The sequence below is a fragment of the Lichenibacterium ramalinae genome (assembly GCF_004137085.1).
Taxonomy (GTDB): Bacteria; Pseudomonadota; Alphaproteobacteria; order Rhizobiales; family Beijerinckiaceae; genus Lichenihabitans; species Lichenihabitans ramalinae.
Genome location: NZ_QYBC01000025.1, coordinates 25,625 through 43,590 on the forward strand (window position 1 = coordinate 25,625; position 17,966 = coordinate 43,590).

Consider the following 17,966-nt stretch of genomic DNA (forward strand, 5'->3'; position numbering starts at 1 on the left):
GTTGTCTCTCAGAAGCCTGCCTGCAGCCAGTCGCCGGCTCGTGGCGCCGCCGTCGGTGATCCGTCGCTCCATGGCCTGGCGCGCCGCGACAGCGTCGCGCGCCAGGCCTTTGTCGACCCGCACGAGAGAACCACTAGAGCCGTCGCCGCTCGCCTTGGCTCGCGACTTCAGCTCTAGTGCCATGTTTTTGCGAGCATCTTCACGCGATCAGGTGACTCGACCTGATCGCGATCTGCTCTAAGCGAAGCTCAGTCGAACACCTCCTCGAGTTCCACCAGCGTCCCGTGCAGGTCCTTCGGGTGGAGGAACAGCACCGGGTTGCCGTGGGCGCCGGTCTGCGGCTCGCCGGTGCCCAGCACGCGCAGGCCCTGGGCGACGAGCCTGTCGCGCGCGGCGCGAAGGTCGGGGACCTCGAAGCAGACGTGGTGCATCCCGCCGGCCGGGTTGCGGGCGAGGAACCCCGCCACCGGCGAGGCCGGGCCGAGCGGCGCCATCAGTTCCACCTTGGCGTTGGGCAGCGCCACGAACACCACCGTCACGCCGTGCTCCGGCAGGTCCCGCGGGGGCGAGACGGTTGCGCCGAGCCCCTCGGCATAGGTCCGCGCCGCGGCGGCGAGGTCCGGCACCACGATGGCGACGTGGTTGAGCCGCCCGATCATGCCGCGCTTCCCGCATAGGCGGCCGGGTCCTTCTGGACGTAGCCGAAGCGCTCCTCCAGGGCGGCCAGCAGCGCTTCGGCCGCCTCCGCCACCACCGTGCCGGGCGGGAACACCGCCGCCACGCCCGCCGCCCTCACGGCCGCGACGTCGTCCGGCGGGATGACGCCGCCGACCACCAGCAGGATGTCGGCACGCCCGGCGGCGTCGAGCGCGGCCCGCACCGCCGGCACCAGCGTCAGGTGCCCGGCCGCCAGCGACGACACGCCCACGATGTCGACCCCTTCCGCCACGGCCCGCGCCGCCACCTCGCCCGGCGTGGCGAAGAGGTCGCCGACCGTCACGGCGAAGCCGAGGTCGGCGAAGGCCGAGGCGATGACCTTCTGGCCGCGGTCGTGCCCGTCCTGGCCGACCTTGGCGACGAGGATGCGGGGCTTGGCGCCGTGGTCCTCCGTGAAGTCCGCCACCCTGCGCGAGACCCGCGCCACCGCGGGGCTGTCGCCGGCGGCGCGCCGGTAGACGCCGGAGATCAGCTGCCCGGTCGCGGCATGCCGGCCGAAGGCGGCTTCGAGCGCCGCCGAGATCTCGCCCACAGTCGCCTGGGCCCGGGCGGCGTCGACGGCGAGCGCCAGAAGGTTGCCGGTGCCGTCCCGCGCCGCGCCCGTCAGCGCCGCGAGGCTGCCGGAGACGGCGGCCCCGTCGCGCCCGGCCCGGAGCCGGGCCAGCTTGGCGAGCTGGGCCTCGCGCACCGCGGCATTGTCGATGCGCAGCACGTCGAGCGGCGGCTCGGCGGCGGGGCGGTGACGGTTGACGCCCACCACGGCCTGGGTGCCGGCGTCGATGCGGGCCTGCGTTTCCGCCGCCGCCTCCTCGATGCGCCGCTTGGGCAGGCCCGCCTCGATGGCGCGGGCCATGCCGCCCAGCGCCTCGACCTCGGCGATATGGGCGGTGGCGCGGGCCGCGAGGTCGGCCGTCAGCCGCTCGACGAAGAAGGACCCGCCCCAGGGGTCGATGACGCGGGTCGTGCCGCTTTCGCGCTGCAGCACCAGCTGGGTGTTGCGGGCGATGCGGGCCGACATGTCGGTCGGCAGCGCCAGCGCCTCGTCGAGCGCGTTGGTGTGGAGCGACTGGGTGCCGCCCTGCGTCGCCGCCATCGCCTCCACCATGGTGCGGGTGACGTTGTTCCACACGTCCTGCGCGGTCAGCGACCAGCCCGAGGTCTGGCAATGGGTGCGCAGCGCCAGCGACTTGTCGGAGCGCGGCGCGAAGGGCGCGACGAGGCGCGACCACAGCAGCCGCGCGGCCCTGAGCTTCGCCACCTCGGTGAAGAAATCCATGCCGACGGCGAAGAAGAAGGACAGGCGCGGGGCGAAGTCGTCGATCTTCAGCCCGGCCGCCAGTCCCGCCCGGATGTAGTCGACGCCGTCCGCCAGCGTATAGGCGAGTTCGAGGTCGGCCGTCGCCCCGGCCTCCTGCATGTGGTAGCCGGAGATCGAGATGGAGTTGAAGCGCGGCATGCGCGTCGACGTGTAGGCGAAGATGTCCGACACGATCCGCATGGAGGGCCCGGGCGGGTAGATGTAGGTGTTGCGCACCATGAATTCTTTGAGGATGTCGTTCTGGATGGTGCCGGCGAGCTGTTCGGGCGCGACGCCCTGCTCCTCGGCCGCCACGATGTAGAGCGCCATGATGGGCAGCACGGCGCCGTTCATGGTCATCGACACGCTCATCCGGTCGAGCGGGATGCCGTCGAAGAGCTGGCGCATGTCGAGGATGGAATCGATGGCGACGCCCGCCATGCCGACGTCGCCGGCGACGCGGGGATGGTCGCTGTCGTAGCCCCGGTGGGTGGCGAGGTCGAAGGCCACCGACAGGCCCTTCTGGCCGGCCGCGAGGTTGCGCCGGTAGAAGGCGTTGGAGGCTTCCGCCGTGGAGAAGCCGGCATATTGCCGGACCGTCCAGGGCTGGGTGGCATACATGGTGGGATAGGGGCCGCGCAGGAACGGCGCCTGGCCGGGGAAGCCGTCGATGCCGGCGAGCCCGGTGCGGTCCTCCGGTCCGTAGCTGGGCCGGATGGCGATGCCCTCGGGCGCGATGCGGGGCGTGCCGGTGCGGCCCGAGCCCGGCGCGGCGGCCGGGCGCCACGGCAGGGCGGCGAAATCCGGGATGGCGCTCATGGCAGGGCTCCCTCGGGGCCGACGAGCTGGTCGTCGCGCAGGCACGGCAGGGCGGCGGGCGCGCGGGGCGCGGCGCGCGGCATCGGGCGCAGCACGGCGGGCGGCGGCTCCGCGTCGAGCGGATAGGCGGTGGTGCCGACGAGGGTGCGGGCGCCGGAGGCGAAGTCGGCGATGCGCCGCCCCTGCGTCACGGCGAGCCGCAGCGCCCAGGAGCCGTCGGCCAGGGCCGCCGGCAGGCCGCCGGCCCGCTCGGTGGCGGCGAGAACGTCCCAGGCGGCCGCGCAGAGGCCCTCGGTCAAGGCTTCGAAGGCGCCCGCGCCGGCGGCGGGGTCGGCGACGCGGTCGAGCCCCGCCTCGTCGCGCAGCACGAGGGCGGTGTTGCGGGCGAGCCGGCGCGCGCCGGCCTCCGGCAGGCCCAGCGCCGCCGTGTGGGGCAGCACCGTGACGCCGTCCGCCCCGCCCAGCATGGCGCCGGCGACGGCGAGGGCGTTGCGCAGCAGGTTGGTGGGCGGGTCGCGCCGCGCCAGCATGCGCCAGGACGTCTCGGCCTGGAGGCGGATCGGCGCGGGATCGAGCCCGCAATCCGCCTCGACCCGGGCCCAGAGCCGGCGCAGCGCACGGAACTTGGCGATCGTGAGGATCTTGTCGGCGTCGGCCGGGAGCAGGAAGGACAGGCTGCGCCGGGCCGCGTCGAGCGGCGTGCCGGCGGCCTCCAGCAGGCGCAGGTAGGCGAGGCCGGTGCCCAGCACGGCGGCGAGCTCCTGCGCCTCGGAGGCGCCGGCCTCGTGGTGGGGCCGGCCATCGGCCAGCAGGAGCGGCCCCGCGAGGCCGCGGCCGCGCACCGCCGCCACGACCTCGGCGACGAGGCCGGACAGGACCCGCCAGGGCTCCGGGGCCTCGCCGGTGCGCGCCATGGCGCCCAGGGGATCGATGCCGGCGTCGAGGTCGAGCGCGGCGGCGTCGACGCGGCGGGCATCCGCCAGTTCGAGCAGCGCCCGCACGGCTTCGAGCCCGCCGTAGGGCGCGGGTTCGAGCCGCAGCGGCAGGTGCGCGATGGCGACGCCCTCCAGCGCCGGCGCCAGCGCGGCGGGCTCGAGCCCGAAGCCCCGGGCCGTGCCGGCCCCGGCGAAGACCAGCACGAGGGCGTCGGCGCCGTTCTCGACGTCGTCGAGGGGCGAAACCTCGTCGGCGTCGAGCCGCGCCGCCACCGTGCAGGGCGGCCTCGCGCCGGACGGCCCGGGGGCGGCGGCGGGCGGGTAGAGCGGCGCGACCGGGATGCCGTCGAGGGTCCGGCCGACGAGGCGCTCGGCCGCGTCCTCGCCCTTGAGCACCTTGGCGACGGCGGCGCGCCACGCGGCCTCGCCTGCAGGGTCGGGAAAGGCGTGGTTGGGAGAAGCGGGGTCGGGCGCGGTCATGCGGGCTCCCTCACGCGAATTCGAGGATCACGGCTTCGAAGCCGAGGCTGTCGCCGGGTTTGACGAGGATCTTCGCCACCGTGCCGTCGCGCTCGGCCTTGAGCACGTTCTCCATCTTCATGGCCTCAACCACCGCCAGCGACTCGCCCGTCTTGACGGCCTGGCCTTCGCCCACCAGCACCTCGCGCAGGAGGCCCGGCATGGGACACAGCACCTGCTTGCCGGAGCCGCCCGCCACCTTCTCGGGCATCAGCCGGGCGAGTTCCGCCTCGCGCATCGTGTAGACGCGGGCGTCCGCGAAGGCGCCGGCATGGGACAGGAGGGCGCCGTTCGGCACCGGCACCACGCCGACCGCGATGCGCTCGCCCGCCACCGTGCCGTGCCACACGGGTTCGCCCGGCCGCCACGCGCCCTCGACCGCCACCGGCCCGCCGCCCTCGACGTGCAGGGTCCAGCGGTCGCCGCCCCCCTCGCCGCTCTCGATTGTGAAGACGATGTCGCGCCCCCCGATCGCCACGGTGCGGCGGCGCTCGAAGACCACGGGGCGCGCCACCGGCATCTGGCCCGAGATGCGCCGCTTGCGGTCGTTGAGCTTGGCGTCCACCGCCGCCGCCACGGCGGCGAGCCGCAGCGCCACGGCGCCGGTGGGGACGGGGTTGACGAACTCGGCCCCGAACTCCTCGGCGATGAAGCCCGTCGACAGCCGGGCCTCCTTCCAGCGCGGATGCGCCATGAGGGCGGACAGGAAGGGGATGTTGTGGCGGATGCCCTGGATGGCGAAACTGTCGAGCGCGTGGGACTGAGCCGCCACGGCCTCGTCGCGCGTCGGCGCGTGGGTGACGAGCTTGGCGATCATGGGATCGTAGAAGATCGAGATGGCGCCGCCCTCGCCCACCCCCGTGTCGACCCGCACCGTGGCGCCGTCCCGGGTGCCGGTGGCGGGCGGCCGGTAGGTGGTGAGGCGGCCCGTCGAGGGCAGGAAGCCGCGCGTCGGGTCCTCGGCGTAGATCCGGGCCTCCACGGCCCAGCCCCGCATCCGCACGTCCTCCTGGCGGATCGCCAGGGGCTCGCCGGCGGCGATGCGGATCATCTGCTCGACGATGTCGATGCCGGTGACGAGTTCGGTCACGGGATGCTCGACCTGCAGCCGCGTGTTCATCTCGAGGAAGAAGAAGCTCTTGTCCTGCCCCGCCACGAACTCGACCGTGCCGGCGGAATCGTAGTCGACCGCCCTGGCGAGGGCCACGGCCTGGGCCCCCATCAGCGCCCGGGTCTCGGGGTCGAGCAGGGGCGAGGGCGCCTCCTCCAGGACCTTCTGGTTGCGGCGCTGGATCGAGCATTCGCGCTCGCCGAGGTGGATGACGTTGCCGTGCCGGTCGCCCAGCACCTGGATCTCGATGTGGCGCGGGTTCTCGATGAACTTCTCGATGAAGACCCGGTCGTCGCCGAAGGAGGCGGCGGCTTCCGACGTGGCGCGGGCGAAGCCGTCCGCCACCTCCGACGACGCGTGGGCGATCCGCATGCCCTTGCCGCCGCCCCCGGCGCTGGCCTTGATCATCACGGGATAGCCGATGGCCTCGGCGATGGCGACGGCGTGGGCGGCGTCGCGGACCACGTCGAGGTTGCCCGGCACGGTGGAAACGCCGGCGGCGCGGGCGAAGCGCTTCGACGCGATCTTGTCGCCCATGGCGGCGATGGCGTGCGGGTTGGGGCCGATGAACGCGATGCCGGCGGCGCGCAGCGCTTCGGCGAAGGCTTCGCGCTCGCTGAGGAAGCCGTAGCCCGGGTGGACGGCCTCGGCCCGGGTCGCCCGGCAGGCCTCCACGATGGCGTCGATCACGAGGTAGGATTGCGCCGCCGGGCTCGGCCCGATGGCGACGGCCTCGTCGGCCATCTCGACGTGCAGCGCATCCCGGTCCGCCTCCGAATGGACCGCCACGGTGGCGATGCCCATCGCCCGCGCCGTGCGGATGATGCGGCAGGCGATCTCGCCCCGGTTGGCGATGAGGATCTTCTTGAACATGGGCGCGGATCCGTCGTCGTCACAGGGGGATGTTGTCGTGCTTGCGCCAGGGCTTCTCGGCCGCCTTCGATCGCAGCATGGCGAAGGCCCGGGCGACGCGCCGGCGCGTCGAGCGCGGGCGGATCACCTCGTCGATGTAGCCGCGCTCGGCCGCCACGAAGGGCGACAGGAACCGCTCCTCGTAGTCCCGCGTGCGCCCGGCGATCTTGCCCGGATCGCCGATGTCCTGGCGGAAGATGATCTCGACCGCGCCCTTGGCGCCCATCACGGCGATCTGGGCGGTGGGCCAGGCGTAGTTCACGTCGGCGCCGACGTGTTTCGACGCCATCACGTCGTAGGCGCCGCCGAAGGCCTTGCGGGTGATCACCGTCACCATCGGCACCGTCGCCTGCGAATAGGCGAAGAGCAGCTTCGCCCCGTGCTTGATGAGCCCGCCGTATTCCTGCGCGGTGCCGGGCAGGAAGCCCGGCACGTCGACGATGGTGAGGATGGGGATCTCGAAGCTGTCGCAGAAGCGCACGAAGCGGGCGGCCTTGCGCGAAGCGTCGCTGTCGAGCACGCCCGCCAGCACCAGGGGCTGGTTCGCCACCACGCCGACCGTGCGGCCGCCGATGCGGGCGAAGCCCGTCACGATGTTGCGGGCGAAGGCGCCCTGGATCTCGAACAGGTCGCCCTCGTCGACGACCTTCGCCACCAGCTCCTTGATGTCGTAGGGCGTGTTGGGGTTCTCGGGCACCAAGGTGTCGAGCGCGTCCTCGCGCCGCTCGACATCGTCGAAGGAGGGCCATTCGGGGACGCCCGCCCGGTTGTTGGCGGGCAGGAAGTCGACGAGCCGCCGCACCTGCAGCAGCGCCTCGACGTCGTCGTCGAAGGCCATGTCGGCGATGGAGCTCCGGGTGGTGTGCACCCGGGCGCCGCCGAGGTCCTCGGCCGAGACGCTCTCGTTGGTGACGGTCTTCACGACGTCCGGGCCGGTCACGAACATGTAGCTGGTGTCCCGCACCATGACGATGAAGTCCGTCATGGCGGGGGAATACACGTCGCCGCCCGCGCAGGGGCCCATGATGACGGAGATCTGCGGGATGACGCCGGACGCCTCGGCGTTGCGGCGGAACACCTCGCCGTAGCCGCCCAGCGCCGCCACCCCCTCCTGGATGCGGGCGCCGCCGGCATCGAACAGGCCGATGATGGGGGCCCGGATCTTCATGGCGAGATCCTGCACCTTGGTGATCTTGCCGGCATGCGTCTCGCTGAGCGAGCCGCCGAAGACCGTGAAGTCCTTCGAGAAGACCACGACGGCGCGGCCGTTGACGGTGCCCCAGCCCGTCACGACCCCGTCGCCCGGGATCCTGGTCTTCTCCATGCCGAAGTCGACCGACCGGTGCTCGACGAAGGTGTCGTATTCCTCGAAGGAGCCGGGGTCGAGCAGCAGTTCGATGCGCTCGCGCGCCGTCAGCTTGCCCTTGGCGTGCTGCGCCGCCACGCGCCGCTCGCCCCCGCCCGCCGCCGCCTCGGCGCGCCGCCGATCCAGGTCGACCAGAACATGTCGCATGCGAGACTCTCGGTGGAGGGGCGCGCCGGCCGGGCGCGTCCCGTTGTGCGTCCAATGGGACCGACCGGCGTGGCGTTGCAAAGGCTTTCGCGCTAACTTGCAAATCTGTTAACGACGCGGATCCACAAATGAAGCGTAAGATCTTCGTCGGGAGCCTCATCCGCGAACGCCGCGAGGCCGCCGGCATCAGCCAGGCCGACCTGGCGCGGCGCCTCGGCATCTCGCCGAGCTACCTGAACCAGATCGAGGGCAACCAGCGCGCCCTGACGGCGGTGCTGCTCGTGGACGTGGCGCGGGCGCTGCGCATCGAGGTCGCCGAACTCTCGGACGACGGGGCCGAACGGCTGGCGGCGCACCTGCGCGAGATGCTGGCCGATCCCCTGTTCTCCGGGCTGGCGGTGGGGCCGCGCGAACTGCGAACCCTCGCCGTGTCGGCCCCCAAGCTCGGCCGCGCCATCCTCGACCTCCACGCCGTCTACCGCAGGACGGAGGAGAAGCTGCGCGACCTCGACGCCGTGATCGACGGCGGGCGCTCCGACGGGTCGGCGCACCTCCCCTTCCCGTTCGACGAGGTCCGGGACTATTTCCACGACGTCGGCAACTACATCGACGCGCTCGACCGCAGCGCCGAGGCGCTGGCCGCCTCGCTCTGGGGCGAGGCGGGCGTGTCCTACGACGGCCTCGTCGGCTACCTCGCCACGGACCTGCGCACCCGCGTGTCGACCGTCGGGGTCGCCGACGCGGGGGGTGACCGCAGCCGCTTCGACCCCGTCGAGCGGCACCTGCGGCTCAGCCGGGGCGAGAGCCTGCCGTCCCGCAAGTTCCTGCTCGCCTGCCACATCGCCGCCGAAACGCAGGGCGACATCATCGAGCGCGAGATCGCCTCGGCGCCCTTCCGCACCGAGGCCGCACGGGCCGTCGCCCGCCTGGCGCTCGAGAACTTCTTCGCCGGCGCGCTGCTGATGCCCTACCGCCGCTTCCGCGAGGAGGCCGCGCGCCAGCGCCACGACGTGGAGGTCCTGTCCGACACGTTCGGCGTCAGCGTCGAGCAGGTATGCCACCGGCTTTCGACGCTGCAGCGGCCGGCGCACGAGGGCGTGCCGTTCTACTTCCTGCGGATCGACCGGGCCGGCAACATCACCAAGCGCCACAGCGCGACCCGGCTGCAGTTCGCCCGCACCGGCGGGGCCTGCCCGCTGTGGAACGTGCACGAGGCCTTCGAACGGCCCGGCCACTTCCTGGTGCAGGTCGTCGAGATGCCGGACGGGGTGCGCTACCTGTCGGTCGCCCACGCCATCACCAAGGCCGGCGGCGCCTTCGGCGCCATGCGGCGGCACTATGCCGTGGGGTTCGGCTGCGAACTGACCCATGCGGGCGCGCTGGTCTACGCCGACGGCATCGACCAGCGCGCCCCCGCCGAGGTGGCGCTGATCGGCACCAACTGCCGGCTCTGCGAGCGCGCCGATTGCCACCAGCGCGCGGTGCCGCCCTACGACGGCACCATCGGCGTTCCCTCCGGCCGGCGCGGCGTCCTGCCCTACGGCATGGTGCGGCGCTGAGCCGGGTACGGGCCACCGGCTCCCCGCCTCAATAAACCAGGCGCGCCCGCATCGTGCCGTCGATGGCACGCAGCTGCTCCAGCAGGCTTTCCGAGCGCTCGCCGAGGTCCACGGCCTCGACCACCACGTAGCCGACGTCCCCGTCGGTCTGCAGGAACTGGCCCGTGATGTTGATGTCGCGCGAGGAGAACACCTCGTTGATCTTGCGCAGCATGCCGGGCAGGTTCTGGTGGACGTGGATGAAGCGCGTGCCGTTGGGCCGGGGCGGCAGCTGCACCTGCGGGAAGTTCACCGCCCCCACCGTCGAGCCGCCGTCCGAATATTCGACGAGCTTGCGGGCCACCTCGGCACCGATGCGCTCCTGCGCTTCCAGCGTCGAGCCGCCGACATGCGGCGTCAGGATCACGTTGTCGAGGCTCTGGAGCGGCGAGGTGAAACGCTCGGCGTTGGACCCCGGCTCCACCGGGAACACGTCGACGGCCGCGCCGTGCAGGTGCCCGTCGCGCAGGGCGCGGGCCAGCGCGTCGATGTCCACCACGGTGCCGCGGCTGTTGTTGATGAGGTAGGCGCCGGGCTTCATGGCCCGCAGTTCGCTTTCGCCGATCATGTTGTGGGTGGCGGGCGTCTCGGGCACGTGCAGGCTGACGACGTCGCTCTGGGCCAGCAGCTCGCCGAGGCTGTCGACCGGGTCGGTGTTGCCGTGGCGCAGCTTGTCGGACGTGTCGAAATACACCACCCGCATGCCCATGGCCTCGGCGAGGTTCGACAGCTGCGTGCCGATGTTGCCGTAGCCCACGATGCCCAGCACCTTGCCCCGCACCTCGTGGCTGAAGGTGGCGGACTTGTCCCAGCCGCCCTCGTGCGCCGCGACCGAGCGCGGGAACACGCGGCGCAGCAGCATCACGATCTCGCCGATCACGAGTTCGGCGACCGAGCGCGTGTTGGAGAAGGGCGCGTTGAACACCGGGATGCCGACCTCGCGGGCGGCGTCGAGGTCGATCTGGTTGGTGCCGACGCTGAAGCAGCCCACCGCCATCAGCCGGTCGGCCGCCGCCGTCATGGCCCGCGTCATCTGGGTGCGGGAGCGGATGCCGAGGATGTGGGTGCCCTGCAGGGCTTCCACGAGCTTCTCGCCGTCGAGCGCGGTCTTGAGGCGCGTCACGTTCGTGTAGCCGGCCTGGGTGAAGAGGTCGACGGCGGTCTGGCTGATGCCCTCCAGAAGGAGGACGCGGACCTTGTCCTTCGACAGGGAGTAGCGCGGAATCATCGGATCTCTCGTGTGCCTCGGGCGGGCGCGGGCCGGGCCCGTCCGGCGGCAGGGCTAGCCGAGAGGCGACGCCGCGTCGACCCATTTCGACGTGGGGTCAGCATCGTGGACCGCGCATCGGCGGGAACGCCGGACACGACGGCGCGTTGCGCTTGGCACCCCCGACCCGGGCCGCAGCGGAACGGAGCCGCCGCCATGATCATGATCCTCATCTGCTTTCTCGCCCCCTGGCTGGCCATGTTCCTGCGCGGCCACGCCGTCCAGGGCGTCCTGTGCATCCTGCTCCACCTCAGCCTGATCGGCTGGATCCCGGCGACGATCTGGGCCCTCATCGTGTGCCGCGACCGGCAGGCCGCCTGAGACTCCACCGATGTCGGCCTTCCCCCCGACGGCGATCCGGGCCAAGCTCCCGCTTCCGGGCCGAAGGTGCGCCGGAGGTCGAGGGGAGGATGCATGCCGGGCGACGGCTTGACGGCGGAGCTGCGCGGCCGCGTCGCCCTGGTGACGGGGGCTTCGGGCGGGCTCGGCGCGCATTTCGCGGGGGTGCTGGCGCGCGCCGGCGCCAGCGTGGCGGTGGCGGCCCGGCGGCACGAGGCCTGCGGGGCGGTGTGCGACGCCATCGCGGCGGGGGGCGGCGAGGCCGCGCCCTTCGCCCTCGACGTCGCCGACGCGGCCTCGGTGCGGGCCGCCGTCGCGGCCGTGGCGCAGCGCTGGGGCCGGCTCGACATCCTGGTCAACAATGCCGGCATCGCCACGACGGCGCCCGCCCTCGACCTCGCCGAGGCCGATTGGGACGCCGTGGTGGACACCAACCTCAAGGGCGCCTTCCTGGCGGCACAGGCCGCCGCCGGGCTGATGAAGGGCGCGGGCGGGGGCAGCATCGTCAACGTCGCGTCGATCCTGGGCCTGCGCGTCGCCGGCGGCGTCGCCGCCTATGCGGCGTCCAAGGCCGGCCTCCTGCAGCTCACCCGGGCGCTGGCGCTCGAATGGGCGCGGCACGGCGTGCGGGTCAACGCGCTCTGCCCCGGCTACATCGAGACCGACATCAACCGCGACTTCTTCCGCTCCGAGGCCGGCGCCGCCATGCTGAAGCGCGTGCCGCAGCGGCGGCTCGGCCAGCCCGGGGACCTCGACGGCCCCCTGCTGCTGCTGTGCTCGGGGGCGTCGCGCTACATGACGGGTGCCGAGATCGCGGTCGACGGCGGCCACCTCGTCTCGTCGCTCTGAGGAGGACACCATGGACTTCACGATCCCGCCCGAGCTCGACCGGCTGCGCGCCCGCATCGCGGATTTCGTGGCGGACCGGCTGCTGCCGCTCGAAGCCGATCCCGCCTCCTTCGACGCCCACGAGAACATCGACCTCGCCCTGCTGGCGCGGCTGCGGGCCGAAGCCCGGGCCGAGGGCCTGTGGTGCCTGCAGCTCCGCCCCGAGACCGGCGGCCTCGGCGTCGGGCGGGTCGGCATGGCGGTCTGCTACGAGGCCATGAACCGCTCGATCTTCGGGCCCGTCGTGTTCAACGCGGCGGCGCCCGACGACGGCAACATGATGATGCTCGAAGCGATCGGCACGCCGGACCAGAAGGCGCGCTGGCTGGAGCCGCTGGTGCGGGGCGAGGTGCGCTCCGCCTTCGCCATGACGGAGCCGCACCCGGGCGGGGGCTCCGACCCCTCCATGATCCGCACCCGCGCCGAGCGCCAGCCGGACGGCTCCTACCGGATCACCGGGCACAAGTGGTACATCACGGGCGCGGCCGAGGCGACGCACTTCACCCTCATGGCCCGCACGTCGGACGACCCGCGCCGGGGCCTCACCGCCTTCCAGTTCCACCGGGACCAGCCCGGCTGGCGCATCCTGCGCCGCATCCCCATCATGGGGCCGGAGGAGCACGGCGGCCATTGCGAGCTCGCCTTCGACGGCCTCGTGGTGCCGCCCGAGGACGTGCTGCTCGGCGAGGGCGACGGCCTCAAGGTGACGCAGATCCGCCTCGGGCCGGCGCGCCTCACCCATTGCATGCGCTGGCTCGGGCTCGCCAAGCGCTGCGTCGAGATCGCCGAAGCCTATGCGGCGGAGCGCACCGGCTTCGGGGTGCGGCTCGCCGACCGGGAAAGCGTGCAGCTGATGCTGGGCGGCCTCGCCATGGAGATCGAGATCGGCCGCCTGCTGGTGATGAAGGCCGCCTGGGAGCTCGACCGCGGCGGCTTCGCCAGGGTGGAGGTGTCGATGGCCAAGGTGCAATGCGCCGGCGTGCTGCACCGCGCCGCCGACACCGGCATCCAGATCACCGGCGCCAAGGGCTATTCCAAGGACACGGTCCTCGAATGGATCTACCGCTATGCCCGGCAGGCCCGCCTCGTCGACGGGGCCGACGAGGTCCACCGCATGGTGCTGAACCGTGCCCTGCAGGCGGAGGGTCGGGATTTCTGGCGCTGGCCGGTGGCGGGGGCGGCCGGAGGGGCCTGAGCTCTGCGCGGAGCCGGAGGACGGCTTCGAGAAGCTCGTGAGGGGCCTCCCCTATCGTCTAGAGCCGTCGCCGCTCGCCTTGGCTCGCGACTTCAGCTCTAGTGCCATGTTTTTGCGAGCATCTTCACGCGATCAGGTGACGCGACCTGATCGCGATCTGCTCTAGCCTATGATATCGTGGCGACGCCGAACGGCGACGACGGGCGTATCATCGTCCTTCACGTCATCCACGCCGCCCGGAACCGGCGTCCGGACCATTGGCCACCGGCGTGAACGCGGCCTCGCCTGCAGGGAACGAGCAATGGTCGCCGAAGATCGCGCCCTGGAATTCGAACCCGCCCGGCTCGACGCCTACCTGCGGGCCCACATCCCCGGCCTCGCCGGCCCCCTGCGCCTCGCCCGCATCGCCGGCGGGCAGTCCAACCCCACCTTCTTCGTCACCACCGACACCCACCGCCTCGTACTCCGCAAGCAGCCGCCCGGGACCCTCCTGCCCTCGGCCCATGCGGTCGACCGCGAATACCGCGTCGTGTCGGGCCTGCGCGGCAGCCCCGTGCCGGTGCCCGACGCGCTGCACTTCTGCCACGACCGGAGCGTCGTCGGCACGCCCTTCTACGTCATGGCGCGGCTCGACGGCCGGGTGTTCCACGATTGCGCCCTGCCGGGCTGCGCCCCGGCGGAGCGCCGCGCCATCTACCGCGCCATGGCGGAGACCTTGGCGGCGCTGCATGCCGTCGACCCCGCCGCCCACGGCCTCGGCGACTATGGCCGGCCGGCGGGCTTCTACCCCCGGCAGGTGCGGCGCTGGTCCGAGCAGTGGCGAACGGTGCGGACGCGCGAGGATCCCGCCATCGAACGGCTGATCGCCTGGCTGCCGGGCAGCATCCCGGAGGATCCCCGCGGCGGCATCGCCCACGGCGACTACCGGCTCGGCAACCTGATGGTCGCGCCCGACGCCCCCCGCGTCGCCGCCGTGCTCGACTGGGAGCTGTCGACGCTGGGGCCGCCGCTGTCCGACCTCGCCCATTCCTGCATCGCCTGGCATTCGGCGCCGGACCAGTACGGCGGGTTGCTCGGCCTCGACCTCGTCGCCCTGGGCATCCCGAGCCAGGCCGAATACGAGGCCGACTATTACGCGGCGCTCGGCCGCCACGGGGTCGCGGCGAGGCCCCGGCTGTCGCGCTTCCACATGGCCTTCGCGCTGTTCCGCTGGTCCATGATCTTCGAGGGGATCGCGGCCCGGGCGAAGAACGGCACCGCATCGGCGTCCGACGCCGGCAGCGTCGGCGGCCTCGCGGCGAGTTTCGCGGCGCGGGCCGCCGCTTTCATCGCCTGACGCCGGCCCGGGACCTTCTGCGGCGGCCGTCGACGGCCGAGCCCCCATCCCGGCGCAGCAGCGCACCGCCGGGCTCGAAGCCATCCTCGCCTGGACCCGCAGTCCCGCCGGCTGCTAGACCGGCCGCGTCCGGAGACCGCCATGAACCCATCGCATCCCGTCACCTACGCCGACGTCGAGCGGGCCGCCGGCCGCATCGCCGGCGCCGCCCACCGCACCCCGGTGATGACGTCCCGCACGGCGGACGCGCTCACCGGGGCCGAGCTGTTCTTCAAATGCGAGAACCTGCAGCGCGTCGGCGCCTTCAAGTTCCGCGGCGCCTACAACGCCATCGCGGCGCTGGACGCGGGCCAGCGCGCCCGCGGCGCCGTGGCCTTCTCCTCCGGCAACCACGCCCAGGCCATGGCGCTGGCCGGCCGGCTGCAGGGCGCGCCGGTGGTCATCGTCATGCCCGAGGACGCGCCGGCGGCGAAGATCGCGGCGACGCGCGGCTACGGCGCCGAGGTCGTGCTCTACGACCGCTACACGGCCGACCGCGAGGTCCTCGGCCGCCGGATCGCCGAGGAGCGCGGGCTCGCCCTGATCCCGCCCTACGACCATCCCGAGGTCATCGCCGGCCAGGGCACGGCCGCGAAGGAGCTGATCGAGGAGGTCGGGCCGCTCGACCTGCTGCTGGTCTGCCTCGGCGGCGGCGGCCTGCTGGCGGGCTCGGCCCTCGCCGCCGAGACGCTGGCGCCGGGCTGCCGGGTGATCGGCGTGGAACCCGAGGCCGGGAACGACGGGCAGCGCTCGTTCCGCTCGGGCGCCATCGTCCACATCCCGGTGCCCCGCACCATCGCGGACGGCGCCCAGACGCAGCACCTCGGGCAGATCACCTTCCCGATCATCCGCCGCCTCGTCGCCGACGTCGTCACGGTGCCGGACCCGGCGCTGGTCGACGCCATGCGGTTCTTCGCCGAACGCATGCGGATCGTGGTGGAGCCGACGGGCTGCCTGGCGGCCGCGGCGGCCCTGTCGGGCGCCGTCGAGGTCCGGGGCCGGCGCGTCGGGGTGCTGGTGACGGGCGGCAACGTCGACCTCGCGCGCTTCGCCGCGCTGGTGGGCGGGGCGGGGTGAGGGCGCCGATCAGCCGCGACGCGGCCATGGCGGGGCGCGTCGCCTCGCCTCAGCCGTGCATCACCCCCTTCAGCACCTCCGTGACGCCGCCGAGCGTGATCTGGGTGCCGATGCACAGCAGCAGGAAGGCCGACAGCCGCGACATCACCCGCGCCCCCGCCGGGCCGAGCCAGCCGAGGATGCGGTCGGTCGAGCCATAGGCGATCCACACCAGGGCGGCCACGGCGAGGGCCGCCGCCGAGGAGCCCAGGATGAAGGGCAGCATGCGGGGCGAGCCGACGGGCAGGTTCGAGCCCAGCGCGATCGCCACCGACATGGTGCCGGGCCCGGTGGTGAACGGCATGGTGAGGGGGAAGAAGGCCACGTCCGGCGCGCCGGAGGCCTGCGCGGCCTGGCCTTCCTTGCGCTCCTCGTGGTCCTCGGCCGCCGCCAGCATGGTCCAGGCCTGGCCCGCCACGACGGCACCGCCCGCGATGCGCAGGGCCGAGAGCGAGATGCCGAAGAAGTCGAGCACGTAGGCGCCGCCCCACAGCGACACCAGCATGACGAGGGCCGAATAGACCCCGACGCGCCGGGCGAGGTCGAGCCGCTCGGCATGGCTCCGCTCCGCCGTCACCCGGGCGAAGATCAGCGCGGCCCCGATCGGGTTGACGATGGAGAACAGCGCCGAAAGCGCGAGGAGGAAGTTCTGCAGACCGCTGCCGACCGTCGCCATGCCGTCTCCCCCGTCGTGTCGCTGGCCCGGCCGCGCACCCCGCAGCGACATGTCGGCGCGTGTCCCGGACTGTAGGTCGCCGAGCCGTCGAGGTCGTGGGAAATCCCCGGCGACGCGCGGCCGAGTGCGATCGATCGGCGCCGACAGTGGTGCCGTCCCATCGCGCCCGCCGCCGCACCGCAGCATACGTCATTCGACGTATGTCCCCCCGCCGAACCCCGCACCAAAGTGCCGCCGGCTCAACGCGGCACCGGCCGCCCGACACGGGGACCACCATGGATCGCTTCTCGATGAACCGCCGCCAGGCGCTGCTCGGTGGCTCGGCGCTTGCCGCGAGCGCGACGCTCGGCGGCGTGTCGCGCGCCTTCGCGGCGGACGAGACCGTCAAGGTCGGCGTGCTGCATTCGCTGTCCGGCACCATGGCGATCAGCGAGACGACCCTGAAGGACGTCATGCTGATGCTCATCGAAGAGCAGAACAGACGCGGCGGCGTGCTGGGCAGGAAGCTCGAGGCCGTCGTGGTCGACCCCGCCTCCAACTGGCCGCTCTTCGCCGAGAAGGCCCGCGAGCTGATCTCCAAGGACAATGTCGCGGCCTGCTTCGGCTGCTGGACCTCCGTGTCGCGCAAGTCGGTGCTGCCGGTGTTCAAGGAACTCGACAACATCCTGTTCTACCCCGTCCAGTACGAGGGCGAGGAATGCGAACGCAACGTGTTCTACACGGGCGCGGCGCCGAACCAGCAGGCCATTCCCGCCGTCGACTACCTGATGAGCGCCGACGGCGGCAACGTGAAGCGCTGGGTGCTGGCCGGCACCGACTACGTCTATCCGCGCACGACCAACAAGATCCTCGAAGCCTACCTGAAGCTCAAGGGCGTCAAGCCCGAAGACATCATGATCAACTACACGCCCTTCGGCCAGTCCGATTGGCAGACGATCGTCTCCGACATCAAGAAGTTCGGCTCGGCCGGCAAGAAGACCGCCGTGGTGTCGACCATCAACGGCGACGCCAACGTGCCCTTCTACAAGGAACTCGGCAACCAGAACATCAAGGCGACGGACATCCCGGTGGTGGCCTTCTCGGTCGGCGAGGAAGAGCTGGCCGGCATGGACACGAAGCCGCTGGTCGGCCACCTCACGGCGTGGAACTACTTCGAGTCGATCGACACGCCCGAGAACAAGGCGTTCATCGACAAGTGGCACGCCTTCACCAAGAACCCGAAGCGCACCACCAACGACCCGATGGAAGCCCACTACATCGGCTTCAATGCCTGGGTGAAGGCGGTCGAGAAGGCCGGCACCTTCAAGGCCGACCCCGTGATCGACGCGCTGATCGGCGTCTCGGTGCCGAACCTGTCGGGCGGCTACGCCACCGTGATGCCGAACCACCACATCACCAAGCCGGTCTACATCGGCGAGATCGGGGCCGACGGCCAGATGAACACCGTGTGGCAGACGCCCGGCCTCGTCGTGGCGCAGGAATGGTCGCCCTATCTCGAAGGCTCCAAGGACCTGATCGGCGATTGGCGCTCGCCCATGAGCTGCGGCAACTACAACGTCAAGCTCGGCAAGTGCGGCGGCGCGGCCTGACCATGGCTTAGAGCAGTATCGGCTTTCTCCGAGTCGCCTTGGCGACTCCAAGCCGACGACACTGCTCTCGATCGGGAGCCGGAGCGAGTTCGCCGAAGGC

Annotated in this window: 14 protein-coding genes; 7 read left to right on the top strand and 7 right to left on the bottom strand. The window is 72.3% G+C overall.

Going from position 1 to position 17,966, the window contains the following annotated elements; translation table 11 throughout:
- Window positions 1-248: 248 nt before the first annotated feature.
- From mce to D3272_RS23355, 5 genes are read right to left on the bottom strand one after another with little or no spacing between them, the layout of a single operon-like run.
- A complete protein-coding gene (gene mce, locus D3272_RS23335; RefSeq protein WP_129221619.1) occupies window positions 249-659 on the bottom strand; it encodes a methylmalonyl-CoA epimerase in 411 nt (136 codons plus the stop codon).
- The gene (gene scpA, locus D3272_RS23340) at window positions 656-2,833 is read right to left on the bottom strand and encodes a methylmalonyl-CoA mutase (protein ID WP_129221620.1); all 2,178 of its coding nucleotides are present in this window, start codon (window positions 2,831-2,833) and stop codon (window positions 656-658) included. The genes mce and scpA overlap by 4 nt, the downstream gene beginning before the upstream one ends.
- Complete coding sequence (locus D3272_RS23345) at window positions 2,830-4,248, bottom strand: methylmalonyl-CoA mutase family protein (RefSeq protein ID WP_129221621.1); 1,419 nt, start codon at window positions 4,246-4,248, stop codon at window positions 2,830-2,832. Before D3272_RS23345 ends, scpA begins: the two co-directional genes overlap by 4 nt.
- A gap of 10 nt (window positions 4,249-4,258) precedes the next feature.
- Window positions 4,259-6,271: an acetyl-CoA carboxylase biotin carboxylase subunit gene (locus D3272_RS23350; protein ID WP_129221622.1), complete on the bottom strand. Its 2,013-nt coding sequence runs from the start codon at window positions 6,269-6,271 to the stop codon at window positions 4,259-4,261.
- Between the two features lie 19 nt (window positions 6,272-6,290).
- Window positions 6,291-7,823, bottom strand: a complete 1,533-nt coding sequence (locus tag D3272_RS23355) for an acyl-CoA carboxylase subunit beta (RefSeq protein ID WP_129221623.1) — start codon at window positions 7,821-7,823, stop codon at window positions 6,291-6,293.
- A 128-nt stretch (window positions 7,824-7,951) separates the two neighbouring features.
- On the opposite strand from D3272_RS23355, the gene D3272_RS23360 reads away from it, so the two are divergent.
- Window positions 7,952-9,382, top strand: a complete 1,431-nt coding sequence (locus D3272_RS23360; RefSeq protein WP_129221624.1) for a short-chain fatty acyl-CoA regulator family protein — start codon at window positions 7,952-7,954, stop codon at window positions 9,380-9,382.
- 28 nt (window positions 9,383-9,410) lie between these two features.
- Here D3272_RS23360 and serA read toward each other — a convergent pair whose 3' ends face one another.
- Window positions 9,411-10,649: a phosphoglycerate dehydrogenase gene (gene serA, locus D3272_RS23365; protein WP_129221625.1), complete on the bottom strand. Its 1,239-nt coding sequence runs from the start codon at window positions 10,647-10,649 to the stop codon at window positions 9,411-9,413.
- Window positions 10,650-10,844: 195 nt separating this feature from the next.
- Here serA and D3272_RS23370 point away from each other — a divergent pair, with 195 nt between their 5' ends.
- The 5 genes from D3272_RS23370 (at window position 10,845) to D3272_RS23390 (ending at window position 15,562) form a co-directional block, all read left to right on the top strand.
- On the top strand, window positions 10,845-11,009 hold the full coding sequence (locus D3272_RS23370) for a YqaE/Pmp3 family membrane protein (RefSeq protein WP_129221626.1): 165 nt from the start codon (window positions 10,845-10,847) through the stop codon (window positions 11,007-11,009).
- A gap of 93 nt (window positions 11,010-11,102) precedes the next feature.
- A complete protein-coding gene (locus D3272_RS23375) occupies window positions 11,103-11,876 on the top strand; it encodes an SDR family NAD(P)-dependent oxidoreductase (RefSeq protein ID WP_129221627.1) in 774 nt (257 codons plus the stop codon).
- Window positions 11,877-11,886: 10 nt separating this feature from the next.
- Entirely contained in the window at window positions 11,887-13,110 is a 1,224-nt protein-coding gene (locus tag D3272_RS23380) for an acyl-CoA dehydrogenase family protein (protein WP_129221628.1), read from the top strand.
- A gap of 301 nt (window positions 13,111-13,411) precedes the next feature.
- Window positions 13,412-14,446 carry a phosphotransferase family protein gene (locus D3272_RS23385; protein WP_129221629.1) on the top strand — a complete coding sequence of 345 codons (1,035 nt, stop codon included), beginning with the start codon at window positions 13,412-13,414 and terminating at the stop codon, window positions 14,444-14,446.
- Window positions 14,447-14,587: 141 nt separating this feature from the next.
- Entirely contained in the window at window positions 14,588-15,562 is a 975-nt protein-coding gene (locus tag D3272_RS23390; RefSeq protein WP_129221630.1) for a threo-3-hydroxy-L-aspartate ammonia-lyase, read from the top strand.
- Between the two features lie 49 nt (window positions 15,563-15,611).
- Here the strand turns inward: D3272_RS23390 and D3272_RS23395 are convergent, their stop codons facing one another.
- Window positions 15,612-16,277: a MarC family protein gene (locus tag D3272_RS23395; RefSeq protein WP_129221631.1), complete on the bottom strand. Its 666-nt coding sequence runs from the start codon at window positions 16,275-16,277 to the stop codon at window positions 15,612-15,614.
- Window positions 16,278-16,552: 275 nt separating this feature from the next.
- Here D3272_RS23395 and urtA point away from each other — a divergent pair, with 275 nt between their 5' ends.
- On the top strand, window positions 16,553-17,866 hold the full coding sequence (gene urtA, locus D3272_RS23400) for an urea ABC transporter substrate-binding protein (RefSeq protein WP_428978016.1): 1,314 nt from the start codon (window positions 16,553-16,555) through the stop codon (window positions 17,864-17,866).
- The last annotated feature ends 100 nt before the right edge of the window (window positions 17,867-17,966 follow it).